This window comes from Streptococcus equi subsp. zooepidemicus, from assembly GCF_015689395.1.
GTDB lineage: Bacteria > Bacillota > Bacilli > Lactobacillales > Streptococcaceae > Streptococcus > Streptococcus equi.
The window spans coordinates 1,636,354-1,660,702 of record NZ_CP065054.1 but is presented as its reverse complement, the minus strand read 5'-3'; the positions used below and the strand labels follow the sequence as shown (position 1 = coordinate 1,660,702).

Genomic DNA, 24,349 nt, shown 5'->3' with positions numbered 1-24,349 from the left:
GACGAAGTTTGGAGAAATGGCTCAAAAATCTATCTATCGTCAGGCGCTTATTCGTGATCGATTAACACAAGCAGGCTTGACGAATTTCTCCAGTTTGACCAATGTTTCCAATCATTTGATTTTAGAGCGCCATAAAATCCTAAGCCAGCTCATCGGAAGTGTTATTGCCTTAACGGTCCTTGCCATTGCCCAGTGCTTTATCATTTATGAATACATTGTTTCTCTGATGAAACAAAAGGCCAAAAAGATTTCCGTCTGGTTCTTGATGGGGCAAAAAAGCCTTGTTTTGATTGGTAGATTGTTATTGCCCTTAGCTTTGTGTTTGTTTCTTGCCATAGGAATGATGGGAATCCTTACTGGAAATAGGCTCATGGTACTAGGCATTGGCCTGCTTTATTTAGGAGAAATCGTTTGTATGTCCTTTTTTGCTTATCAGGCTATTTTGAAGCATCGGATTCAAATCATCAAAGGAGATTTTGACATATTATGATTGAGATAAAACAGCTTTCCAAACATTATGGAAAAAAGACAATTTATGACAAGATTAGCTTGACTTTTGAGGCCAATCGTTCTTATGCACTTGTAGGTCCTTCAGGATCAGGCAAGACAACCCTATTAAATGCTATTGCTCGCCTTGAAAAGCCAGATAGCGGTCAGATTTTGGTAAATGGTGAGGAAATCTGGAGCATGAAAGAGCAAGATTATTTTAAGCGCTATTTGGGCTATGTTTTCCAAAACTATGCACTGATAGAGGAAGAAACGGTCTATGATAATCTTAAAATATTAGCTCCTAAGCCTAAAATTGTGGAAGCCTTGCATAGCGTTGGCTTAGACAGTAGTTTTCTCTCACAGAACATTTATGAATTATCAGGTGGTCAGGCTCAGCGTGTTGCTATTGCACGCCTATTGTTAAAAAAGGCTTGCATTATTTTGGCAGATGAGCCAACGGGTGCCTTGGACAAGGAAACAGGTGATGAGATTATTGAGCTGTTGCTTAGTTTGGTGAGCCCTGATACTGTTCTGATTTTTGCCACTCATGACCCAAATGTGTTTAGCCGCGTTGATGACATCATCGACATCTGTCATCTACAATAGAGGCAAGCTCTGAGACATTTAGTCTGGACTGTCGAGCTACAGCAATTAGCTTGACAATGCTGTTATTCCTTTGTGTCAGGAAGAGATTGCTATTCTTCTATAGATTTTTCGAATAGACAATGCTGAAAGTCCTTAGCGTTAATGCTAAGGACTTTTTTGTGATTTAGGTCAAGGTAGTGGTAATCTGGTTATAGATGAGCTGATTCACTCTTTTTCCAAGCTAGGGTTAGGATGTCGCCCTTGCCAAGCTGAGCTGGTAGGGGGTTATGCTGATCCTCTTCTAGTAGGCTGGTCACCCTTGCTGTGTGGTCTGGGATTGCTAGGGTAAAGGCGCAGGCCTCATCATTTGATACATTATAGCTGCGCGTGATTAGGGCATTATCGGATAGGCGACGCTTGAAGGCTGTGAGAGCGACGTGATTAGTTAGGCCACTGATGTAAGCATACTGAGCTGGTAGCTGCCCGGTATGGATCTTGGTTTGCACTGTAGTGACTGGTATCTGGCTCTCTTGTGCCCGAAAATAGCTGGCAAATTGTGTTTTGGTACTGATGCTTTCAAAGCTAAAGCTCACCGTCTGCTGACCGAGGCATTGGGCCTCAGGAGTTTGGAAGTAGCCCCAATCTCCAAGCTCACCGACACTTCTTAGTAGCGTGATAGCAATAGTATTGGTTTCTGGTAGGATTTCATATTCACTGAGGCCATCATTTCCTACAGTGACACCAGTCCTGCCATCAAAAAGGCTGACAAAGGCTCCTTGATGTTGAGGGTTGCTTGGGTTTTTCCAGAATTGGGCATTGGTATGATTAGGCCGCTTTACCGTTTCAAAAATACTATCTGCAAAATGGTGGTCTGTCTTTAAATGGGTTGGGAATAAGACGCGCAAGCGGTGATTTGTCATTTGATTGTCAAAGCTGGTCTGAAATTGTAGACGTGGGCTTTCTTTTTCCATGCGAATGACTGTTTTTATTGTAAAGGGCGCTTTTTCCTGTGAGCGTTTGGCCTGACGCTCTTGAATGTCAATGACAGCCTCCATTTCAGCCTGTAGACGATCATCTGCAGCTAAGGGAATATCAAAGGTCTGTGTCAATTCGATTTCAGCAAGATAGGCTGTGTTGGTCAAGACACGCAGCTTACAGCTCCCTTGATGAGCAAGGTAGGGGATATCATGATCGGGCTGGCGAAAGATATATTCGTTACCAATATCACCACAATCCTCGTATTGGAGACAGCTGTCAAACCTATTGCCATTTAGCTTGTCTTCAATCGTTAGAAGGCCATTTGCTGCGATGATGACTTTTAGGAAATCATTTTCAAGACAGCTCCCGTCTTGGTGAAGGAGTGTCTCGTTAGGTGCTTGATTTGGCTGGTCAGTTGCTTGTAGAGCAAGGCATTGCCATGATATAGCAGAAAGAGTCAGTGGGAGCCTTAGCTGTACCTTGATGGCAAAGTAGGCTTCTCTGAAGGTGCGCTCTGGTAGGGCATAATCAAAGGCGATGTCTGTGCCTAAGATTTCAGCCTCCTCTATGACCCTGCCAGCTGCGTCAATAACCTGAAATTGCGGCTGTCTTGTCTCTAGGTATTCCTGGGCTTCTTGATAAACAGCTTTAGGCAGCCGCTGCCCAAAAGGAAAGACTTTCCATGTCAGAGTGAGGTCTGAGACCGTTTTTTTCTCATGACCACAGGTATTAAAGAGGACAAAAGGACAGCTATCCTCTGGAAACATGGAGGTATCAATAGCCTCAGCTATTTGATTGGCAGAGCGCTCTGCCAGGTAAGTCCCCACCTCATAGGCTTTGTCAAAGCGAGGCATCATCTCCTGATGGACACTATCGACACTGCAGCCACAAATGGAGTCATGAGGGTGATTTTGCATCAATGTTTTCCAAGCATAGCGCAGCTGCTCGTGAGGATAGGTGCCTGTGACCTCAAAGGCCATCGTGGCAAGAGGCTCTGTGACATTTTCAAGCTGACGAGACACTCTGGTATTAGCCTGCTTGAGGTAAATTCTAGCAGAGGCAGTGTTGGCTAAGGTATACCAGCCGTCCGTTTCTTGACTGGTAATCTCACCAGACACAGTTGATAGCTCCTCAGGTAGCTCCTGACTCAAGTCAGCCAAATAGTCCTCAAAGCAGGAGTGGACAAATTCGTAGTCAGGATAGAGCTTATTTGCAAGGGCAATTGCCTTGGTAACGTCAAGCTGAACAGGCTGGTGATCCACCCCATTCATCATCAGCAGGTGTCTGGTTGATGCAAAGCGCTCAGCGTCTGCTAGCTTTTGATCCCAGAATTGGCGGGCCTTAGTTTCCTCTGTTGGGATTTCGTTGCCATTACTGTACCAGTTGGCAAATAATAGCCCAAGAATGCGACTATCATCAGGTCCTTGCCAGATCATTTCAGAAAATTGGGAGCTGTATTTTTCGCTTGTATCCACTTGATTGTTAAAGCCGGTAGGCCTGATACCACGTCCAAAGGCAGCGGCATTTAGTCCTGCTTTTCGCATTAGCTGTGGTGTTTGTCCCATATTTCCGAAGGTGTCTGGAAAATAACCAAGTGGAACGCTTGCCCCCCATTTATCACAGTCTTCTTTGCCAACCAGCATGTTTCGGACATTGGATTCACTGCTGGTCAAAAAGGCGTCCTGTAGGATATAAAAGGGGCCAATTCGTAGCTTACCAGCCTTAATGGCTTGTCTAATCTCGGCCTCACGCTCAGGCTTGACCTGCAAATAGTCATCTAGGATAATGGTTTGCCCATCTAGATGGAAGCTATGAAAATCAGGGTCTGTTTTAAAAAGGTCTAGTAAATCGTCAATTAACTGGATCAAGCGCATGTGGTGCTGCTCATAAGCCATATACCATTCGCGATCCCAATGGCTGTGTGAAATGATATGTACTTTTTTAGGTGTCATCACTGACTCACTTTCTAAGGGCTAATGGTAAAGCCCAGATAATCAAGAAGAAGCTCACAAAACATCATGTTTGCCCATGAGAACCATTCACGTGTATAGTGACTAGGATCATTGACGTCAAAGCCTTCATGCATCAGGTGGGTGCCCGCGTCAGTGGCTACCAGCAAATCAAGCATGTCTGCCTTATCCTTTTGATCAAGCGCTGTTAAGCCCTGTAGGGCAAGGGCGATATGCCAAATATAGTTTTTAGGGGTATGAGAAGAACCAATACCAGAAGCAGCACTGCCTTGGTAATAATAGGGATTTTCCGGGCTTAAAATGGTTTGACGAGTGGCTAGGTAAATAGGATCGTCCTTAGCACAAAAACCAAGATAGGGTGCCGCAAGGAGGCTTGGAATGTTAGCATCGTCCATGATAGTATAGTGCCCCAGACCATCTACCTCATAGGCATAGATGGTCTGTCCTTGGCTGTTGGTTACAAGAGCATGCTGCTCAATCCCTTTTTGAATGGCAAGCCTAAGCGCGTGAGCTCTCCTAGCAAGCGTTTGATCCTTAAAGAGATCAGTATAGAGCTCTTCAAGATAGGATAAGACGACAGCAGCAAACATGTTTGACGGGACGAGATAACCATATTGACAGGCATCATCGCTTGGTCTAAAGCCAGACCAGGTCATGCCTGTAGAGACAACAGGAACTCCCTTACCGTTATGAGTCAAGGTATCCTCCTTACGCCAGGTGTCACGTTCAAAGCTGTAAGGAGAGGTGGTGTGGTCTTGCTCTGTGGTCCAGACATCAAGAATCAGCTCGATTCCTTTGTGGAACTCCTCATTGAAATGATCTGTACAGCCTGTCTCTCGGTAGAGCAGATAGGCTAATTGGATCGGATAGCAGAGGGAATCAATCTCATATTTTCGTTCCCAAATCCAAGGTCCCATCTGGGTGTGGTCTGCTTGGTGGCCCTTGCTATTTGCTTTCTCGTTAAAGGCGTTGGCATAGGGATCAATACAAATGTAACGGAACTGACGTTTAACGAGACCTGCTATGATTTGCCTCATGCCAGCGTCTGTTTTGGCTAAAAAGAGATAGGGCTTTAGCTGGGCAGTTGAGTCACGAAGCCACATGGCAGGAATATCACCCGTTAGAAGAAAGCTGGTACCATCTTCGTCGATTTTTAGGGTCGTTTCCAAGGTGTTGGCAAAGCTGGCTTTAAAATTAATGGCCCAGCTACGGTGCTCTTCACCGCAGAGCTCTTCAATCGTGTCCATAAACCTGAGCACACTGCTAGGAATAGATCTTGTCATATCATATCCTCCTAAAAGATATATCGTTTAATATCTTTTTTAATTATAAGATATAACTTTGCTTTTGTCTACCACTTTAGAAAAGGTTTACAAGTCTTTTTTTTCATGATATACTGCTAGAGGGAGTAAAAAATGACTGAATTACTATACAAAAAGATATATCATTTTATCAAGCAACAAATTGATTCAGGGCAATTACAGGTAGGTGACCGCCTGCCAACAGAAAAGGCCCTATCAGAGCAATTTTCGGTTAGTCGTATTACCTCTAAGCGAGCCTTAGTAGAGCTTGAGCAAGAGGGCTTGATCACACGCAGCAGAGGTAAGGGCAGCTTTGTTACCGAAGGACCAGCGATTTCTGCCAAGGCTAGTAGGGATATCCTTTTGATCCTACCCTTTGCCTCTGACTATGAGCTGGGGGATTATGCCAAGGGGATTATGACGGTTGTCGCTGAGAAAGGCTATCGCCTGATGGTCCAGCTTACGAGTACGGTAAGCTTGGAGGAGCTAGCTGATTATGCTGGTGTGATTTATTATCCAGAAGACGTTAATCATAGTATTGAGCTCCTGTTTTACTGTGCTCAGCGTGGGCTTGCCTTGGTGCTTTTGGATAAGGCCTTAGACCTGTTTCACTTTCCGGCGGTTGTTGCAGACAATAAGGGCGGAGCCTATGAGTTGACCAAGCATTTGATTGATCAGGATTGTCGTCGGATCATGTTTGTGGCAACAGCCTCCTTTGGTGAGATTTCCTCTGTTAGAGATCGTTATTTGGGCTATTTGTCTGCGATGGCTGAAACAGAGCTTAAGGCTAATTATTTTGCAAAGCTGAAGTCAGAAAGCAATGCTGCTTATCTTGAGCGGTTGGTTGATGACCTGGCGGGTGCTACAGCTGAAAAGACTGGCTTAGTGGTCGAAAATGATTGGCTAGCTATTCAATTGATCCAAAAAATCCAGCAGGCTGGGCTATCTATTCCTGATCAGGTAGCTGTTGTTGGCTTTGATAACAGCCAAGCCTCTCAGTTAATCAGCCCTAAGCTAACAACAGCTGCTCAGGATTTTTACCAGATGGGACAGCAAGCAGCGCAGCTATTGGTAGAGGAGCTGACCCGGTCTGATCAGCAGGCAGTATCTTGTCAGCTTCCTGTTAAGGTCTTTATCAGAGAAAGCAGTCAAAAGTCCCTAGAAATGCCATAAAAAGGAGAAGTGCCATGTCTATTTATCAAGCCCTCAAGGACTATCAGGAGGTTATAACCAGAGGTGATTACCTCGTTTTTGACACCCCTGTTTCCTGCCGCTTTGTTGGTCGTTTTTTCCGATTTGAGAATCAAACAGCTATGAAGCCTAGTCTTGCAGCGTCAGCCTATATCAACTGGGTTGAGGACGGAGCTGCTGACTTAACCTTTAAGCACGTTTTTAACCGCACCTTAGCTAGGGACGCCTTTACCCTGACCATTTCAGAGGATAAGGAGCTTGTGATTGAAAGCCAGAATTTAAGAGGCTTTCGCTATGCTCAGGAGGCTTTAGAAAAGGTCATGACTGTTAAGGAGGGCAGGCTCTACTTGCCGCTTGTTTCGGTCAAGCATTGCCCGTCCTTTGACATGCGTGGTGTGATTGAAGGCTTTTATGGCACTCCTTGGACGCGTGAGGAGCGTTTAGATTGCTTGAGCTTTATTGCTGATAAGGGCATGAATACCTACATGTATGCCCCTAAAAATGATGACTATCAGCGCAGCCACTGGCGTGAGCCCTATCCAGAGGACTGGGTGGCTCATTTTAGGGATCTGATCCAGCTTGCCAAGGAAAGACAGGTTGACTTTTGGTACATGATTAGTCCGGGGCTTGATTTTGACTACACCAAGAAAGAGGACTATCAGCTGCTCTATCAAAAATTGCAGCAATTGCTGGATCTAGGTGTTTGTCATTTTGGCCTGTTGCTTGATGATATTGACTACCAAATAGTGGCGGCAGTTGAGAGACGTTTCAAAAAAACAGCCTATGCCCAAGCACATTTGGCAACAGCTGTTTACCAGTTTTTACAGCGGCAGCATGCAGCTCCTGATCTGGTTGTCTGTCCGACGGAGTATGATAATCATCATGACTCCCTTTATTTAGCAGAGTTATCAGAGGCTATTCCTGCTGAGGTGGCTTTTTTCTGGACTGGCCCAAGCACTCTGGCCAGTCAGATTTCTCAGGCAGATATTGAGACAATGGCAGCCATCTACCGGCGGCCCATAATCATTTGGGATAATATTCCTGTCAATGATTATCAGAACGATTCTGAGAGGCTCTTTTTGACCCCATTTGCCAATCGCTCTCCTTTCTTGTGTCAGCCAGACTATCAGGTCAGGGGAATTGTGTCTAATCCAATGATTAGCTGGGAGCTATCAAAGCCGACCTTAATAGACATGAGTCGCTACCTGTGGGACGCCAAGCGTTATCAGCCAAGTTATTCTTGGCTAGAGGCCTTGAGAGATTATACTGGAGATGAGGCAATGGCTTTAGCGCTTTTGCGCTTTGCTTGGCATAATGGCAATCGTCATTTGCACAGAGACCTCCCCTTTGAGGTGGAGGAGGCCCTTGTGCGTAAGGACATAGCGAGCTTATCTGCTTGGGTAGCTGAGGTAGTAGAGCTGGTGGATAAGCTGAAAAAGCTTGATATTCCTGAGTTTCAACAGGCTATTGCACCTTGGTTTGATCGGGCTAAGGCTGATCAGAGCTTTTGGAGGGTTATTTTAGAGCAAGCGCCTGATCTTGAGCAGCAATATGCTGAGCTTCAGGAGCAAAGGCATCGAATTGGAAGCAACATTCCAAGCCGCTTTTATCAGTTGCACTATCTTCAGGAGGATAGGGGGCTAGGCAATCAGGTACAGGTTGCTGAGGCTAGGGCTGAGGATTACACTTAATCAGCATGGAGAGAAAGGAGTGGACATGCTAGAGTTTCCAGAAGGATTTTGGTGGGGAGGTGCTACATCAGGCCCTCAAAGTGAAGGCCGCTTTCAAAAGCCGCATCGCAATTTATTTGATTATTGGTATGAGCAAAATCCTGAGCTGTTTTATGATTATGTTGGACCTGATACGGCTTCTGATTTTTTTCATCAGTATGATCAAGACCTAGCTTTATTAGCGTCTTTGAGGCACAATTCCTATCGGACCTCTATCCAGTGGACACGCTTGATTGATGATTTTGAGGCAGCCACGATCAATCCAGAAGGGCTTGCTTACTATAATAGGGTGATTAATGCTTGTCTGGCGCATGGTATACGTCCAGTGATCAATTTGCACCACTTTGATTTGCCGATTGCTCTTTATCAGAAATATGGCGGTTGGGAATCAAAGCATGTTGTGGATTTGTTTGTTGCCTTTGCCAAGGTCTGCTTTGAGCAGTTTGGTGATCGCGTTAAGGATTGGTTTGTGCACAATGAGCCCATGGTTGTGGTGGAGGGCTCATACCTGATGCAATTCCACTATCCTGCCATTGTCGATGGGAAAAAAGCGGTACAGGTGGCTTATAACCTAGCACTTGCAACGGCTAAGGTCATCTGTGCTTATCGAGCACTAGATGAGAAACGTAGCGAAGGCCGCATTGGTACTATTCTCAATCTGACTCCAGTCTATCCGGCAAGTGATTCAGAGGCTGATCTTGCTGCTGCTCATATTGCAGAGCTGTGGAATAATGACCTCTTTATGTCTGCTGCTGTTTACGGTAGCTTTCCAAAGGAGCTGGTAGCAATACTACAAAGAGATGGGGTGCTCTGGCAGTCCACACCAGAGGAGCTGGCTCTTATTGCTACTTATAAGGTTGATTACGTGGGGATTAATTTTTACCACCCTAAGCGCGTGCAGGCACCAGCGGTGATCCCTGTGATCAGCCCCTCATGGAGTCCTGAGCGGTATTATGACGCTTATCTGATGCCGGGGCGCCGTATGAATGTGGATAAGGGCTGGGAGATTTACCCAGAGGCGGTCTATGATATTGCTCTAAAAATGCGTGATCAGTATGGGAATATCCCCTGGTTTTTATCTGAAAATGGTGTTGGGATTTCAGGAGAGGACCGTTACCGAGATGAGAGCGGACAGATTCAGGACGACTATCGCATTCAGTTTCTAAAAGAACACTTGACCTATCTTCACAAGGGTATTCAAGCAGGCTCCAATTGTTTTGGTTATCATGTCTGGACACCTATTGATTGCTGGTCTTGGCTAAATGCCTATAAAAATCGTTATGGTCTGGTGGAGAACAATCATCACACGCAGTGCCGTCGTGTGAAAAAATCAGGAGAATGGTTTCAGAAGGTAGCACAGGCTAACGGTATTGGCTAAGAACAGAAGAAAAAACCACAAAAGCCAGCCCCTCCCCTTTAAAGCTGCTTTTAGGAAAGCTAAGAGAGATGTTAGAGGATCAGCTGTTAGCTTTAGCGGCTTTACCTGCTAGTGTAATTGGCCAGTATTAGGGCTTGCTGATGAGCTATACCAGTGATAGCGATAAAGGAGTGTAAAAGAGGATTTCCTAACATCATAACTATCCGTCTAACGGGTGATTTATTGTTTCGTACCTACGGAGCGAAACGGACTAAAGTCACATAACTAAAAGCATGTCATGACTTGTCTTACAGCAAGCTATGACATGCTTTTTTGGCTATTAATGGGTTAGGGAATAGGGCAGATCCTCGGGCAAATAGTCTTTGAGCGGAGGCACCAAGCCCAGCTGAAAGTCGAGCTGACAGCCCTGAATCAGATCATCATGATTGATGTAGAGCTTGTTGTAGCTAGCCTGATTGAGCTTGACCTCTTTGACAAATTGGTATTGAGGGACATTGCCCCTACAGCTGATTTGGATAGTATTGCCATTTGGCAGATAAAGGGTTGCCTGATCTACAGTTGGAATACCAATCAGGTATTGCCCAGTTCCTGGTGTGACAGGGTAAAGACCAAGGCTATTTAACAGATACCACGCGCTCATACTGCCATTGTCCTCATCTCCTGGGTAGCCTGTATCGGTAAAGGCATGGCTGAGCAGATTTTTAAGGATTAGCTGACTGTATTGTGGCTGACCGATATAGTGATAGAGATAGGGGAGGTGAAAGCTTGGCTGATTTGAGATAGCAATCTGACCAAAATCCTGTGCGGCTAGCTCACTCATTTCGTGGATTTCAAAGCCATAGCTGTGAACGTCAAACACAGGCTCATGATTGCACAGCTCCTCAAGTCTTTTGGCAAAGGCGGCGTTTCCTCCGATCAGTCGAATGTAACCTAGAATATCATGATAAAAGGCAAATCCATTTTGATAATAGGATCCCTCGGTGTAGTCCTGCCCCCAGTGGATAGGGTTAAAGCCACATCGCCATTGCCCCTTGGAATCCTTGCTTTTAAGATAGCCAGTATCAGTATCCACTAAATGCCGGTAATTAAGAGAGCGTGTGTGGTATTGGTCACTAAGTGCTGTCTTGCCTAAGGTGGCAGCTACCTGGCCGATACAAAAATCACTATAAGCATAATCTTGAGTCTGATTGACGCTTTCCTGGTAGCTATTTGGCAGATAGCCTAGCTCTTGATAGTCTTGATTGCCCTTGCGGCCATAGCCTGTTCCTTGACTGTCTGTATTGGCAGTTGCCAGCATGGCCTCTAAAAGCTCAGGCATAAGGTCTTTTCTGATGCCTTTGACAGCTCCATCAGCAATAACAGCATCAACCAAGGTTCCAGGCATCAGGCCTCGCTCATCTGGAGACAGCCATTTTGGCAGATAGTTGGTGTCCTGATAAGCTGACAAGAGTCCCTCTAAAATATCAGCATAAATCTCAGGTGCAATTAGAGACAGCAAAGGATAGACAGATTTATAAGTATCCCAAAAGCCATTGTTGGTATAGTATTTTCCAGCAACAGGTCTTTGACTTGTTGTATTATAGTGAATCGCCTGCCCGGTTGCAGTGATTTCATACCATCTTTGGGGAAATAGCAGGGCTCGGTAAAAATGCTGGTAGTAGGCCTTGACCTTATCAAAGTCTTTATCCTTAATGTCAATACGACTGAGGTAGCTGAGCCACTCCTTGCGGCTGTATTCAAGGCTTTTTTCAAATGATCTGGGGAAATCCCTCTGCCAATTGAGTTGAGCTTGATCAAAGCTAATAAAAGAAGCAGCCGCCCTAAGCTCAAGATGTTTGAGGTCATCAGCAAATTGGAGATAGGTAAAGGACGTCTTGCTGCAATCATCAAGAGATTTGGAGTTTAAGTCTTCTCCGATAAGCTTTTTTAGCACAGGGCTGCTAAACTGAAGATAAACAAACATGGCTAGGTCTTTATCCTGACAGTCTGTGATGTTTTGCACACAGCCAAGGATTGTTTTACCATCAGCTGTCACCTGCCAGGAGCTTTTTCCGGGGTTATGGATAATCAAGCCTGCTTTGCCATTATCAAAGGAAAAAGCACAATGAAAGCTGTAGGCAGCTGCTGTTGCTCGCGTCAAAATCCGATGTCTCTGGCTAAAAATCTCAAGAAGATGAGGCCGAAAAGCTGCCTCCTTGGGACGATAGGAGGTCTGATTATGAAACACATCTCCCTTGGTCAGCGGTCCGCTGACTGGAAGAAAAGTAACCGTCGCAAAATCACCGACCCAAGGGCTGGGTTGATGTGTCAAGCGAATACCTGAAAAGCTGTGATCATCGGGGTGAAACCACCAAGCCCTTCGATCTTGACTGGTTTCGACGCTTAGATAATGCATGCCAAAGGGAACCCCTGTCAATGGCAGGCAATTTCCCTGTGAAAAATGGTAGTGATTGGTTGTTCCAAAGCGGGTGTCAATGAAGTCTAATCGATCCACATCTCGTCCTTTCTATGCTCTTGCATAAAATCAATAGAGGCACCTAGTAGGTTGGCCTCGTTTTTAAAGTGGCAGATAGCAAGCTGCGGTCTCAAATCAGAAATGCTGACTATCTGATAGAGCTTATCCAGCTCAGCCTCAAGGGCAGGAAGAAGAAAGTCAGCCTGAGAGACACCGCCACCAATTAGGATCATTTCAGGATCAAAGGCATGCTGGATATTAAACACCCCCATTGCCAGACTTTGAAGAAAGACCTGTCTTTCCTTTAGGGCCACAGGATCTCCTTGATCAGCTAGCTCTAAGACCTCCTTACCGGTGTAGCTTTTACCATCATTTATGATCTGACTATAGCGCTTGGCCATATTGACCACAGTGCCTAATTCGCTGAAGGTTTGATAACGCTCATTCATGACCATAAAGCCAAACTCACCTCCAAATAAATGGGCACCGTAATGAAACCTGCCATTAATCACTAGACTGCCTCCAACGCCGGTGCCAAGTACCAGCATGGCAAGGCTGCTAGCACCTTGTCCTGCACCTAGAGCAGATTCGGCAAGAGCAGCACAGTTGGCATCATTTTCAATCGAAACCGGCAGACCTAGTCGCTCCTCAAGGCATTGCTGAATCGGAAAGCCATGAATATAAGGCAGAGCACTTGCGCCTTCAATGCTGCCAGTCTTTTTATTGACAGCTCCAGGGGAGCTAATGGCAATTCCTGAGAGCTTTTCTGTGCGGTAGTAAGCCAGTCGCTCGTCAAGCATATGGTAAAAGTCCTCTAGGCTTTGGGGAGTTGGGCGACTGCTTTGCTTTTTTAGCCTGCCCTTGTGACAAATAGCAAATTTGATGCTGGTGCCGCCTATGTCGATACATAATAAGGTCATTGTAATTCCTCCTATAACAGGTATATTACCAATTAGCTACCCTTAGTATGACAGATTTCAAAGTGCTTGAAAAGGCTTTCTCGGCATTCCTATATTTTGTGCTATGATACCTATAATTTGTGTTATCAAACCTATAATTTGTTGCTTGTTCTATGTGTAAGCGCTTGATATACTTGAAGCATCAATTGAAAAGCAAAGGGAGGTTGGGAAGATGACGACAAAGATCAGCAGCAAGAAATCCTTTTGGAAAAATGTGATCAAATACCGCGCTTTGTTGCTGATGGTATTACCGGGATTTGTCTGGTTCATCTTTTTCTTTTATATTCCAGTATTAGCTAATGTAGTGGCTTTTAAGGATTTTCATTACTCAGCAGGAGGTTTTATGGAAAGCCTGAAAGAAAGTCCCTGGGTTGGCTTAGATAACTTTAAATACCTTTTTGCCTCTAAGGATGCTTGGTTGATTACGCGAAATACCATTGCTTATAATCTTATTTTTTTACTATTTAACGTCTTTTTTGCCATCGCTTTCGCTATTATCATGAGTGAGCTTCGAAACAAGAAGGCTGTTAAGGTCTATCATACCATGTCCTTACTGCCTTATTTCTTATCATGGGTTGTGATTGAGTATTTTGTTTCTGCCTTTTTAAATACGGATAAGGGCTTTATTAATCAACTGCTCATTGGTAGTGGCAATAGCCCAATCAAATGGTATTCCAATCCAACCTGGTGGCCCTTGATTTTACTTTTCATGAGTGTTTGGAAAGGACTTGGCTACAACAGTATCATTTATTACGCATCGGTTAAGGGAATATCAGACACCTACTATGAGGCGGCTATGGTTGATGGTGCCAGTAAGTGGCAGCAAATTAGACATATCACCATTCCACAGCTTTTGCCGATGATGTCTATTTTATTGATTATCAATATTGGGAGTATCTTCAAATCTGACTTTGGCTTGTTTTATGTGATTCCTAAAAATTCAGGTCCTCTTTACGATGTTACCAGTGTTTTAGATACCTATGTCTACAATGCCCTGACAGCTACTGGTGATATTAGTATGGCTTCTGCGGCCAGTCTTTATCAATCTGTGGTCGGAACCTGTATCCTGCTCATCACCAATGCTTTTGTTCGTCGTATGGATCCCGATGCAGCCTTATTTTAGGAGGAGGACATGGAGAAAAAGAAAATCGTTAAAAAGGTTAATGTCAGAACCTTTGATCAAAAAACCAATGTTGTTTTTAATGCGTTAATCGCCTTTTTTGCCATCTCTTGTATCATTCCTTTTATCTTTGTGATGATTATTTCCTTCACAGATGAAAGCTATCTGATCAATCATGGCTATAGCTTTTTCCCAGCTGCTTGGTCGACAAAGGCTTATCATTATATTTTCCAAGGGGCTATGTCTCATCGGATCATAAGATCGTTTGCGGTGTCTGTATTTATCACCGTTTTAGGAACCTTTATCAATACCACAATGACCTCAACCTATGCTTATGCCATCTCAAGACCTTATTTTCCCTACAGGCGTTTTTTTACCATCTATGCCTTGATCACCATGCTTTTTGCACCGGGTATGGTAGCCAATTATTTGGTGGTGAGTAACCTGCTGCAATTAAAGGATACGATTTGGGCCTTGATTTTACCGATGGCTCTGGGTCCCTTTGGCATTTTGGTGATGAGGACCTTCTTTAAAAAGACCGTTCCTGATAGTATTATTGAATCCGCTCGTATGGACGGCGCAGGTGAATTGATGATTTTTATGAAAATCGTTTTACCTTTGGCAGTTCCTGGGATTGCAACCATTAGCCTGTTCTCAGCCTTAACCTATTGGAATGATTGGTTCAATGCGCTGCTCTATGTGCAAAGCGAGAGTCTCTACCCGATGCAATACCTCTTGATGAAGATTCAAAGCAATATACAGGCACTAGCCCAAAATGCTGGTATGAGTGCCCAGCTATCTGATAGCTTAGCCTCTTTACCAAAGGAATCTGTCCGCATGGCTATTGTTGTCATTGCAACTTTGCCGATCGCCCTAACCTATCCTTTCTTTCAAAAATACTTTGTTGGAGGACTAACCATCGGCGGGGTTAAGGAATAATCACCCATTTGGAATAGGTCATACAGCTGACCGTTCCAATGATTCTGTTATCAAAAAAAGAAATTATTTTAGGAGGCTTACTGATGAAAAAGTGGCAAACAATCTTATGTGTGACGGGAGCTGTGCTTGCAGCTGCTAGCTTGACAGCCTGTGGAAGCAAATCAGCTTCTAAGGACGGTGAGGTGAAGCTATTGATGTATCAGGTGGGAGATAAGCCTGATAACTTTGATGAGCTGATGACAATTGCAAATAAACGTATTAAGGAAAAAACAGGGGCAACCCTTGATTTGCAATACATTGGCTGGGGTGATTGGGACGACAAGATGAGTACCATTATTGCGTCAGGTGAAAATTACGACATTGCCTTTGCCAACAATTATGTGGTCAATGCTCAAAAGGGTGCCTTTGCTGATTTGACCAAGCTAATGCCAAAATACGCTAAGAAAACCTATAAAAACCTAGATCCAGCCTATATCAAGGGAAATACCATTGACGGTAAGCTTTACGCCTTTCCAGTAGATGCTAACGTCTATGCTCAGCAAATGCTGTCTTTCAACAAAGAATTGGTAGACAAATATGGTCTTGACATTTCAAACATCAATTCCTATGCAGATGCTGAAAAGGTCTTGAAACAATTCCACGAAAAAGAACCTAATACTGCTGCCTTTGCGATTGGTCAAGTCTTTAGCATGTCAGGTGACTACGATTACCCATTGACCAAAAACCAACCATTTGCAGTTAAGATTGAAGATGGCAAACCAACCATCATCAACCAATACGATGACGAAGGGTTTAAGCAAAATCTTCGGTTGATGCACAAGTGGTACAAGGAAGGCTTGATTCCAACAGATGCGGCAACCAATACAGAGGGCTACCCGCTTGAAGGCAACACCTGGTTCATGCGTGAAGAAACCCAAGGTCCTATGGACTATGGCGATACTATCCTGACAAATGCTGCTGGTAAGGACATTGTGTCACGTCCGTTGACTAAGCCTCTTAAAACAACCTCACAGGCCCAAATGGCAAACTTTGTCGTGTCAAATGTGTCTAAAAATAAAGAAAAGGCCGTTGAAGTTCTTTCCCTTCTTAACAGCGACCCGGAATTGCTAAATGGTCTTGTTTATGGTGTTGAAGGCAAGGCCTGGGAAAAGGTTGGCGACAAGAAAATCAAGCTGCTTGATGGCTACCAACCCAAAATGCACATGGGTGCTTGGAATACTGGTAACAACAAGATCCTCTACACTCAGGAATCCATCACAGATGATATGATTGCCAAGCGTGACCAATCAATCAAAGACGCTAAAGAATCTCCGATCCTAGGCTTTACGGTAGATACCAAGGCAATCAAAACGGAGCTATCAAATATCTCAAACGTGATGAACCGTTATAAAGCTAGTATCAATACTGGTACAGTAGACCCTGATGAAGCTCTTCCAAAACTTCTTTCAGACCTTAAGGACGCTGGTTGGGACAAGGTTCAAAAGGAAGTGCAAAAGCAATTGGACGACTTTGTTACCAAAAATAAATAAGGCAATGGACTTTCCTTGCAAGGTGGTAAGAACTGGGGACAGCCTCAGTTCTTTTTAGCTCAAGCAGGCATACAAGAGCTGACAGATAAGGCCTCTCTTAGAAAAAAGCCAGAGCCTGCTTGCAAGGCAGTTGGTCCACCAAAGCCCTTGCTGACAAGGTTTTACCAGCCTTAGTCGGCTGTCCTCTTTTTATTAAGCTTTTGTCACAATTAGAGTAAAATATGCTATATTAGAAGTATCTCATCTTATCATCATGACAGCTAAGACCTTAGTCATCTGGCTGAGGGATCGTTGCTTCTCTTAGGGCGCTATTGGTCCTACAAAGGATACTAGAAAAGGATAATCTTATGACAGGAATTGAAAAAGCCTGCTTTCTCATCTGGAAAATGATGCAGCTAACCCTTATATTTCATTTGCTTTCCTTATGTGGAGCTGTGATTTTTGGAGTGGGGCCAGCTTGGCAGACCGTTGTTACCTTGTTTTTGGAGACCAGTCAGCAGGAGAAACATTATTCGCTCAAGCGGGCCTTTCAGATATGGCGTCGGGTCTTCAAAGAGGCCAATCTCAGCTTTTTCTTCTTTGGATTATTGCTATTATTGCTGAATACGAGCCTGTACTTGGCCATTCAATTTCAATCGCTGCTGTGGTTTAGCCTATCCTTTATTATCATGTTTGTCATGGTCTGGCTGGTGATGATTGTGATTTACATGACCTTTTATGCAGTGACCTATGAGATTGCTTTTTGGGAGAATCTCAAGCTGTCTTTTATCAGTATTTTCTTGAATGCCAAGCAGTTTTTGTTGACCCTTATGGTTTTAGCTGGAGTTGCTTGGTTTACTTGGCAGTATAAGGGCCTGTACCTTTTTCTTAGCTTTGGTGCTCTGGTTGTTTTGCTGGATATAGCTACCAAGCCTAATCGTCGCATGGTAGATGGAGTCATTGATGACAAGTAAATCTTTAAAGCGGTTCTTGATGGAGCATATTAAGCAGGGCTTTTTAATTAACCGCTTGATGAAAATATATAGCCTGTTTATCGTGGCTCTCTTTAGCTTAAGTGCGGTTGGTCTAAGCACCTATTCGATTCGAAATACCTACCAAATGGTTGACAATCAAATGCAAATGCGGTTAGATGAGACCTTAACAAAGCTACAGTCCCAAAACTATATTACCCTGCGTGTGCTGGAGCAGTTAGTAGGACGTCCAGAGGATTATCATAATCTCTATCAGTACATGCTCTTGACACCAAATCAGTATTTTACTAGGGTCTTTGAGGATTGGGGCGAGGGCAAAAATACCCCTCTGTTTTCAGAGCAGGTCAGAAGGCTTTTTGATTTGTATCCAGACTTGGACGGGCTGACCCTGATGCTGGACGATAGCACAGCTTATTTGTATGCTGATAGGTCTATTAAGACAGGACGGCTTTTATTTGGTAAGCCCCAGACACTAAAGGGCAATTATTTAGTGAGGTCCATTCGCCACCCTGAGTCGGGTGACGTCACAGGACAGCTCTATTTGCATTTTACAGATCCAGGTACGATATTACAGCCTGAGCAGCATAAATACTTAGCGACCTTTGCCTTTGATTACTATGGCAGAGAGCTCTTTCACCAAGGAGGTGTGGCCTTTCCTGAGCTTGAGGCAGGTCTTAAAAAGGCGCTAAAGGCGGATCAGGCTATTGATTTGACAGCTCTCAGCAAGAGCTATCATATTCAATACAATCGCTCAGGAGACTTGCTGGCCTATGTGGCGGTCAAAAGGTCTTATTTTATGGAAGAGGCTGTGCGTACAATGCTCCTGTATGGCCTTGGCTCGTTATTGCTAGCTTGGTTATTGCTACAGCTCCTTTTCAGGGTATTTCGCAATTATATCCGACAGGTCTCTGAGATTACAGATACTATTGAAATGGTTGCAGCTGGTGATTTGTCGTTAAGGATTGACAACAGTCATATGGAATTAGAGCTGTATCACATTTCTGAGGCGATCAATCAAATGCTTGGCAATATCAATGCCTATATCCAAGAAATCTATGTCCTTGAGGTTGAGCAAAGAGATGCCCAGATGCGTGCCCTGCAATCACAAATTAACCCTCATTTTTTGTATAACACTCTAGAATATATTCGCATGTATGCGCTTAGCTGTCAGCAGGAGGAATTGGCAGATGTGATTTATGCTTTTGCTGCTTTACTTCGAAATAACATCAGCCAGGATAAGGTAACCACTCTAAAAGAAGAGCTGGCTTTTTGTGAAAAGTACATCTACCTGTATCAAATGCGCTATCCAGATAGCTTTGCCTACCATGTCAAGCTTGATCCTGTCGTGGCTGATGTGGAAATGCCTAAGTTTATCATTCAGCCCTTGGTGGAAAATTATTTTGTGCATGGGATTGATTACAGCCGCTATGATAACGCCCTTAGCATCAAGGCGCTAGATGAGGGGGACAGTATTTTGATTCAGGTGCTTGATAATGGCAAGGGCATTAGCTCTGAACGCTTAATGGCTATTGAGGAGGGCTTACAGGTCCCTCAAGCAACGGGTAATAGCTCTATTGGCCTGCAAAATGTTTACATGCGCCTATTTCACCAATATCGAGACAGGGTGACTTGGTCCATGTCTCAGGCACCGACTGGCGGCTTTAGGATTCAGATCAGAATTAGAAAGGAAGCTTAATGTACAAGGTCTTATTAGTTGATGACGAATACATGATTTTACAGGGCCTAAAGGTGATTATTGACTGGCAGGCGCTTGGTTTTGAGGTTGTGGCAACGGCAAGGTCAGCCAAAGAAGCCTTAGCTTACCTAGATGACTGCGCTGTAGATGTCATGATTTCAGATGTCAATATGCCTGGTATGACAGGCCTGGAATTGATTGAGGCAGCAAGAGATGTATTGCCGCATTTGCAGACCTTGATTTTATCAGGCTATCAGGAATTTTCCTATGTGCAAAGGGCTATGGAGCTAGAGACTAAGGGCTACCTCCTAAAGCCAGTTGATAAAAAAGAGCTGGTAGCTAAAATGCTCTATTTTAAGGAATGGCTTGATGAGCAGAGGGCAGCTTCTTTGCGTCAGGCTGCTTATCGTGAGGGCTTGATCAATCTCTGGCTTGCTGATGAATTGAGTGAGAAAGAGTTTTTTCAACTAACGCAGGAGCAACCCGAGGCTGAGCTTTTAGGCTTTACGGTGTTGTATGTGGATTGCAAGGCTTTTAGCCCTGCCTTAGAAGCCTTTTTTGAGGCCTCCAAGCAGCCCTTTTACTTAAAAAAGGCAGAGCAAAAGAAGGTCTATCTAGTCATTCTATTAGGACAGAGCCATCAGGCTAAGCGCTTTACTAATACGCTTCAGGAGCGATTTTACAATACCATCAACCAGATCATTCTAGGAGAAACGGTTGTTGATTGGGAAAATGTGTATGAAAGCTATAATCAGGTCAGAAGGAGCCTTTTTTACAACAGCGAGGTGTCTCAGGTAGCTGCTAAGACCAATGCTAAAATTGAGCTGCCGGAATCGCGGTTGCAGTTTTTTTCCTTTAATAAGGCCTTGATGATTGGGGACGAGCCAACTATTGTTTCCAAATTACAGGCAATCTTTGAGGAAATGACAGAGCTAAGCTTCTCTCCTGAAGATGTCAAGCATGTCTCTTTTCTCTTGTTTTCAGATATTTACCGTCAATTTCCGATTTTAGATCGAATGACCTACCTATCGATGGTCAAGACTATTCACGATAGTCAGTCCATTGATCAGATCTTATCAGCCTTAAAAAAGGTGCTTGAGCTGACAAGCAAAAGCAATCAGCCCCAAAAGCGCTATTCTGATCTGGTCAGTGAAGCCATTACCTGTATTCAGGAGGAATACTCTCAGGAATTAACCCTCAAGGCTGTGTCAGATCGCTTGCATATCAATGGGGTTTATTTGGGACAATGCTTTAAAAATGAAACAGAGTGTAGTTTTTCCCAATACCTCAATCAGGTGAGGATCCAAAAGGCACAGCAATTGCTGCTTTACACCAATAGATCGATTAACGAAATTGCCTATGAGACAGGCTATAATACCAACCATTATTTCATAAAAATGTTCAAAAAATTAAATGGTTTATCGCCCAAGGAGTTTAGAGACCGTTATAAAGATAATTATCAAGCTATAAAAGGAAGCTATTAAGAAAGGGGGCGCTATGTCTGTAGAGACAATCACTGGTTCAACGGATCAATCTCATGGGGATATCTATCAGCTTCACTGGATTGATAAAGTAGGGCACTGCCATGCCTTTTCAAAGGGGTGGCGCTTTCTGATGGCTGATTTGCAGCTCGCTCAGGAGCCATTTTTTGATGATTCAGATTGGCAGCAGATCTCTTTACCTCATGATTTTAGCATTAATCAGCCCTATACGATTAATGGCGAAGCTCAAAGTGCCTATAAGCTAGGTGGTGTAGGCTGGTACCGGAAGTATTTTGCCCTTGATCCAAAGCTGGCTGACCATAAGGTTTATGTGACCTTTGATGGGGCTTATATGGAAACACAGGTATACCTTAATGGGCATTTGATAGGAGAGCATGTCAATGGCTATCAGGCTTTTAGCTATGATCTCTCAGCCTTTGTAATCCCTGGGCAAGAGAATCTATTAGCGGTTCGGGTTGAACATCAAGTGCCTAGCTCGCGTTGGTATTCTGGAAGCGGGCTTTATCGGGAGGCTTTTTTGACCGTTCTTCCTAAGGTTCATCTTGATAAGGATCGGCTTCGTTTATCCTTATCCCAGGCAGCGCTTGAGGCTGATAGTCAAGTACTGGAGATAGAGCTTGGAGTAAGCCAACAGGTCTCCTTGGGTGACTATCAGCTTAGCCTTAGTCTATCTGAGCAGCTGGCAGATACCCAGCAAGGGCAGACAGTATATGAGAGTAAACCGGTAGCTTTGGACCTCTTGGAGGAGTCAGGTAGGCTGGTGATGCCCATTTCCCTTAGGCAGATAAAGCTGTGGTCACCAGCTCAGCCCCAGCTCTATCAGCTTGATATGCTTCTTTACCACAAGGGAGCAGTGCTTGATCGGCTGACACTTGAAACAGGCTTTCGACAGCTGCATTTTGATGCTGAGTGTGGTTTCTTTTTGAATGGCAAAGCCTTTAAGCTGCAAGGGGTCTGTCTTCATCATGATCAGGGTAGCCTGGGGGCATGTGCTTATGAGGAAGCTATAGCTAGGCAGCTTGTTTTGCTAAAGGAAATGGGAGCAAATACGGTTCGTGTCACGCACAACCCTAGTGCCAGAAGGCTTAAGGATCTGGCTAACAGGCTTGGGTTATTTCTCATTGAGGAAGCCTTTGATACCTGGACTTATGCTAAAAATGGTAATAGCCATGATTTTTCGAGCCATTTTCACAAGACAGTGGGACATCAAAATGCAGCCAGGCTAAAGGGAGTCACTACAGCAGAAACCACCTGGGCGCAATATAGCATACAGGCCATGGTTCTCTCAGGTCTTCATGATCCATCTGTCTTGATGTGGTCAATCGGCAATGAATTGTTAGAAGGCTTCTCAGCTGATGTGAGTCACTACCCTTATGTTGCTAAGGAGCTATGCCAGTGGATCACTGAGCTGGATCAGTCAAGACCTATTACCCTTGGGGATAATAAGCTCAAGGACAAGCATTTTCATTGGGCTCAGGAAACAAAAGCGTTGGCAGAGCAGGTCAATCAGCTCCAGTCCGTGCAAGGAGTGATTGGACTTAACTATGCTAAGGCCAGAGATTATGATCGATTGCATAGGGACAACCCGACTTGGCTGCTTTATGGCTCAGAGACAGCCTCTGCTATTAATAGTAGAGGGGTCTATCATCTCAAAGGAGGAGCTAGTCAGGATCATGAGCTAACCTCCTATGACCAGTCAACGGTTGACTGGGGATCCTTAGCTAGTGAGGCTTGGTATGATACAATCACAAGGGATTTTGTTGCAGGTGAGTGTGTTTGGACGGGCTTTGATTATCTAGGGGAGCCTACTCCTTGGAACAAGATTGACTCAGGCGCAGCTGATCAGTGGCCGTCGCCCAAGCAATCCTACTTTGGTATTTTAGATACTGCTGGATTTGCTAAGGATAGCTATTATTTCTACCAAAGCCAATGGTCAAAAGACAAAACGACACTTCATATCCTGCCCAGCTGGCAGGAAAAAGACCTTCAGCTAGATGATCAGGGCATGGTGGAGGTTGTGGTTTATAGTAATGCTGCTAGTGTGAGGCTACTTTTTGATGATGGTCATGGGGGCCAGATTGATTATGGTATCAAGGCTCTGACAAGGCATGAAACGCCAGCAGGCCATTGCTACCAGCTATATGAGGGTGACGATGCAGCAGAATTACCTCATCAAAACCTTTACCTGACATGGAAGCTTCCTTATCGCTCAGGCAGCTTGAGAGCTATTGCTTATGACGACAAGGGACAGGTGCTCACACAGACCAGCGGTCGTTCCTGTGTGAGCAGCTACCAGCAGCCTGCTCAGCTTTCCTGGTCCTGCTTTGAGCTTCCTAAACTGCTTGCAGAGCCTGCGCTACTTTATCTTGAACTATCCTTATTAGATGTCCATCAGACCCTGGTAGCTAATGCTAATCTCCTTATCAACATTGAAGTTGAGGGTCCTGGAATGTGCTTAGCCTTGGATAATGGTGACCCTCGTGACCATCAGCCTTATAGCAGCTTGTCGCGGCAGGCTTATGGCGGCAGGCTGCTAGCCATTATTGCCCTTGATGGTCGGGCAGGTCAGCTCAAGGTAACCGCCAGAGCTCAAGGCCTACAAGAAGCAAGCTATCAGCTGACTGTCGCTGAAGTAGCTATCAAAGAGAAGCTCCTAGCTTATCGGCTTGACAAATACAGCTTTATCATTAACAAGACGAAAAGGCAGCTCAAGGCAGCTCCAAGGCCAATCAGCCAAGGCTCTGATGACTTCGCACCTGCTGCTGATTACTATGTATCATGCCAAAGTCACTGCTTGTCTGATAGGCCTGTGATGATGTTTAGCTATGCTACGGTATTTACAGAGCCATTGACCTTTCAGCCTCTGACGCAAAGACTGATAAAGGGGAGGGATATCTTTCTGCCAAGCTGGCTACAGCCTAAAACAGCTGCTGGCCACCTATTAACCAAGGCCTTTCCTATTGATTGGCAGCTGGTAGCTCCAGTCTTTACTGAGGAGTCAAGGATTAGTGGGCAGACCTCTTGCTTTGGTCAGAGCTTGAAGCTTGAGGCTATTCTTAAGCCCGATACAAAAGGGCTGAGGATCAATCAAGAGCTTAGCTTAGTTGCTAAAAAGGAGCGGCTGTTTCAGAGTGATACCCAGCTTAGCTACCGCTATCAATACGATACCGTACAGGCCATTGGTGCCATTAGCCTGACAGGACTAAAGAAGCCCTTAAGCTCGCTTAGGCTTGTTTTGGACTATCGCAGCAGCACCAATGCGCCATCAAAACAGCTGATCCTATCGCTTGATCAGATAGAACAGCCCTGTCACTATATCATGCTGGAAGAAGTAGTTGATGTGCTAAGCCTAGACCTAACATTAGAGCAGCCGATCGGACAGGCTTTTGACTTAGCTAGGCTTCAGCTAGGCCTTTGGAGCATGGCTAAGGAGGCTTAGGCTTCAAGCTTATCGGCTCATACTGTCAATAGGATTGAGCTAAGACAGTCTTTGAAAAATAATGTATAATGACAGTAAATGCCTAGCAAGCTTTGCTAGGTTAGCAAAAATAAGCAT

Annotated in this window: 16 protein-coding genes; 12 read left to right on the top strand and 4 right to left on the bottom strand. The window is 44.5% G+C overall.

Annotated features, from left to right (window positions below; translation table 11 throughout):
- Nucleotides 1–16 precede the first annotated feature (16 nt).
- Together I2432_RS10350 and I2432_RS07805 are read left to right on the top strand one after the other, a co-directional pair.
- Nucleotides 17–490 (top strand): hypothetical protein, encoded by a 474-nt coding sequence (locus I2432_RS10350; RefSeq protein ID WP_231151225.1) that lies wholly within the window; start codon nt 17–19, stop codon nt 488–490.
- Nucleotides 487–1,095, top strand: coding sequence for an ATP-binding cassette domain-containing protein (locus I2432_RS07805; protein WP_111678334.1), 609 nt, complete (start codon nt 487–489; stop codon nt 1,093–1,095). Before I2432_RS10350 ends, I2432_RS07805 begins: the two co-directional genes overlap by 4 nt.
- A gap of 188 nt (nt 1,096–1,283) precedes the next feature.
- On the opposite strand, the gene I2432_RS07800 is transcribed toward I2432_RS07805, so the two are convergent.
- Both I2432_RS07800 and I2432_RS07795 read right to left on the bottom strand, forming a co-directional pair.
- Nucleotides 1,284–4,004, bottom strand: coding sequence for an alpha-mannosidase (locus tag I2432_RS07800; protein WP_111678333.1), 2,721 nt, complete (start codon nt 4,002–4,004; stop codon nt 1,284–1,286).
- A 14-nt stretch (nt 4,005–4,018) separates the two neighbouring features.
- Complete coding sequence (locus tag I2432_RS07795) at nt 4,019–5,305, bottom strand: glycoside hydrolase family 125 protein (RefSeq protein WP_206158715.1); 1,287 nt, start codon at nt 5,303–5,305, stop codon at nt 4,019–4,021.
- Nucleotides 5,306–5,437: 132 nt separating this feature from the next.
- Between I2432_RS07795 and I2432_RS07790 the strand changes: the two genes are divergently transcribed.
- The 3 genes from I2432_RS07790 to I2432_RS07780 are packed head-to-tail and all read left to right on the top strand — an operon-like array spanning nt 5,438 to nt 9,622.
- On the top strand, nt 5,438–6,496 hold the full coding sequence (locus I2432_RS07790; protein ID WP_037579350.1) for a GntR family transcriptional regulator: 1,059 nt from the start codon (nt 5,438–5,440) through the stop codon (nt 6,494–6,496).
- Between the two features lie 14 nt (nt 6,497–6,510).
- Nucleotides 6,511–8,205: a beta-N-acetylglucosaminidase domain-containing protein gene (locus I2432_RS07785; protein WP_206158714.1), complete on the top strand. Its 1,695-nt coding sequence runs from the start codon at nt 6,511–6,513 to the stop codon at nt 8,203–8,205.
- Between the two features lie 25 nt (nt 8,206–8,230).
- Nucleotides 8,231–9,622, top strand: coding sequence for a glycoside hydrolase family 1 protein (locus I2432_RS07780; RefSeq protein ID WP_206158713.1), 1,392 nt, complete (start codon nt 8,231–8,233; stop codon nt 9,620–9,622).
- A 319-nt stretch (nt 9,623–9,941) separates the two neighbouring features.
- Here the strand turns inward: I2432_RS07780 and I2432_RS07775 are convergent, their stop codons facing one another.
- Both I2432_RS07775 and I2432_RS07770 read right to left on the bottom strand, forming a co-directional pair.
- Nucleotides 9,942–12,116, bottom strand: a complete 2,175-nt coding sequence (locus tag I2432_RS07775) for a GH92 family glycosyl hydrolase (RefSeq protein WP_206158712.1) — start codon at nt 12,114–12,116, stop codon at nt 9,942–9,944.
- Nucleotides 12,104–12,997 (bottom strand): ROK family protein, encoded by an 894-nt coding sequence (locus I2432_RS07770; RefSeq protein ID WP_206158711.1) that lies wholly within the window; start codon nt 12,995–12,997, stop codon nt 12,104–12,106. Before I2432_RS07770 ends, I2432_RS07775 begins: the two co-directional genes overlap by 13 nt.
- Before the next feature lie 211 nt (nt 12,998–13,208).
- Between I2432_RS07770 and I2432_RS07765 the strand changes: the two genes are divergently transcribed.
- The 7 genes from I2432_RS07765 to I2432_RS07735 all read left to right on the top strand — a co-directional run bounded on the left by I2432_RS07765 (nt 13,209) and on the right by I2432_RS07735 (nt 24,232).
- Entirely contained in the window at nt 13,209–14,159 is a 951-nt protein-coding gene (locus I2432_RS07765) for an ABC transporter permease (protein ID WP_042671048.1), read from the top strand.
- A 9-nt stretch (nt 14,160–14,168) separates the two neighbouring features.
- Entirely contained in the window at nt 14,169–15,095 is a 927-nt protein-coding gene (locus tag I2432_RS07760) for a carbohydrate ABC transporter permease (protein ID WP_165619207.1), read from the top strand.
- A gap of 83 nt (nt 15,096–15,178) precedes the next feature.
- Nucleotides 15,179–16,624 (top strand): ABC transporter substrate-binding protein, encoded by a 1,446-nt coding sequence (locus I2432_RS07755; protein ID WP_111710727.1) that lies wholly within the window; start codon nt 15,179–15,181, stop codon nt 16,622–16,624.
- 347 nt (nt 16,625–16,971) lie between these two features.
- The gene (locus I2432_RS07750; RefSeq protein ID WP_206158710.1) at nt 16,972–17,577 is read left to right on the top strand and encodes a YesL family protein; all 606 of its coding nucleotides are present in this window, start codon (nt 16,972–16,974) and stop codon (nt 17,575–17,577) included.
- On the top strand, nt 17,567–19,291 hold the full coding sequence (locus tag I2432_RS07745) for a sensor histidine kinase (protein ID WP_206158709.1): 1,725 nt from the start codon (nt 17,567–17,569) through the stop codon (nt 19,289–19,291). The genes I2432_RS07750 and I2432_RS07745 overlap by 11 nt, the downstream gene beginning before the upstream one ends.
- Entirely contained in the window at nt 19,291–20,775 is a 1,485-nt protein-coding gene (locus I2432_RS07740; protein WP_206158708.1) for a response regulator transcription factor, read from the top strand. Before I2432_RS07745 ends, I2432_RS07740 begins: the two co-directional genes overlap by 1 nt.
- Before the next feature lie 13 nt (nt 20,776–20,788).
- Nucleotides 20,789–24,232 carry a glycoside hydrolase family 2 TIM barrel-domain containing protein gene (locus I2432_RS07735; protein WP_206158707.1) on the top strand — a complete coding sequence of 1,148 codons (3,444 nt, stop codon included), beginning with the start codon at nt 20,789–20,791 and terminating at the stop codon, nt 24,230–24,232.
- The last annotated feature ends 117 nt before the right edge of the window (nt 24,233–24,349 follow it).

What these genes read in the sequence shown, in the direction of transcription:
- I2432_RS07760 (WP_165619207.1), top strand. Translation starts at nt 14,169, where the DNA reads ATGGAGAAAAAGAAAATCGTTAAAAAGGTTAATGTCAGAACCTTTGAT.
- I2432_RS07780 (WP_206158713.1), top strand. Translation starts at nt 8,231, where the DNA reads ATGCTAGAGTTTCCAGAAGGATTTTGGTGGGGAGGTGCTACATCAGGC.
- I2432_RS07800 (WP_111678333.1), bottom strand. Translation starts at nt 4,004, where the DNA reads ATGACACCTAAAAAAGTACATATCATTTCACACAGCCATTGGGATCGC.
- I2432_RS07790 (WP_037579350.1), top strand. Translation starts at nt 5,438, where the DNA reads ATGACTGAATTACTATACAAAAAGATATATCATTTTATCAAGCAACAA.
- I2432_RS07755 (WP_111710727.1), top strand. Translation starts at nt 15,179, where the DNA reads ATGAAAAAGTGGCAAACAATCTTATGTGTGACGGGAGCTGTGCTTGCA.
- I2432_RS07795 (WP_206158715.1), bottom strand. Translation starts at nt 5,305, where the DNA reads ATGACAAGATCTATTCCTAGCAGTGTGCTCAGGTTTATGGACACGATT.
- I2432_RS10350 (WP_231151225.1), top strand. Translation starts at nt 17, where the DNA reads ATGGCTCAAAAATCTATCTATCGTCAGGCGCTTATTCGTGATCGATTA.
- I2432_RS07740 (WP_206158708.1), top strand. Translation starts at nt 19,291, where the DNA reads ATGTACAAGGTCTTATTAGTTGATGACGAATACATGATTTTACAGGGC.
- I2432_RS07805 (WP_111678334.1), top strand. Translation starts at nt 487, where the DNA reads ATGATTGAGATAAAACAGCTTTCCAAACATTATGGAAAAAAGACAATT.
- I2432_RS07750 (WP_206158710.1), top strand. Translation starts at nt 16,972, where the DNA reads ATGACAGGAATTGAAAAAGCCTGCTTTCTCATCTGGAAAATGATGCAG.
- I2432_RS07745 (WP_206158709.1), top strand. Translation starts at nt 17,567, where the DNA reads ATGACAAGTAAATCTTTAAAGCGGTTCTTGATGGAGCATATTAAGCAG.
- I2432_RS07770 (WP_206158711.1), bottom strand. Translation starts at nt 12,997, where the DNA reads ATGACCTTATTATGTATCGACATAGGCGGCACCAGCATCAAATTTGCT.
- I2432_RS07765 (WP_042671048.1), top strand. Translation starts at nt 13,209, where the DNA reads ATGACGACAAAGATCAGCAGCAAGAAATCCTTTTGGAAAAATGTGATC.
- I2432_RS07735 (WP_206158707.1), top strand. Translation starts at nt 20,789, where the DNA reads ATGTCTGTAGAGACAATCACTGGTTCAACGGATCAATCTCATGGGGAT.
- I2432_RS07785 (WP_206158714.1), top strand. Translation starts at nt 6,511, where the DNA reads ATGTCTATTTATCAAGCCCTCAAGGACTATCAGGAGGTTATAACCAGA.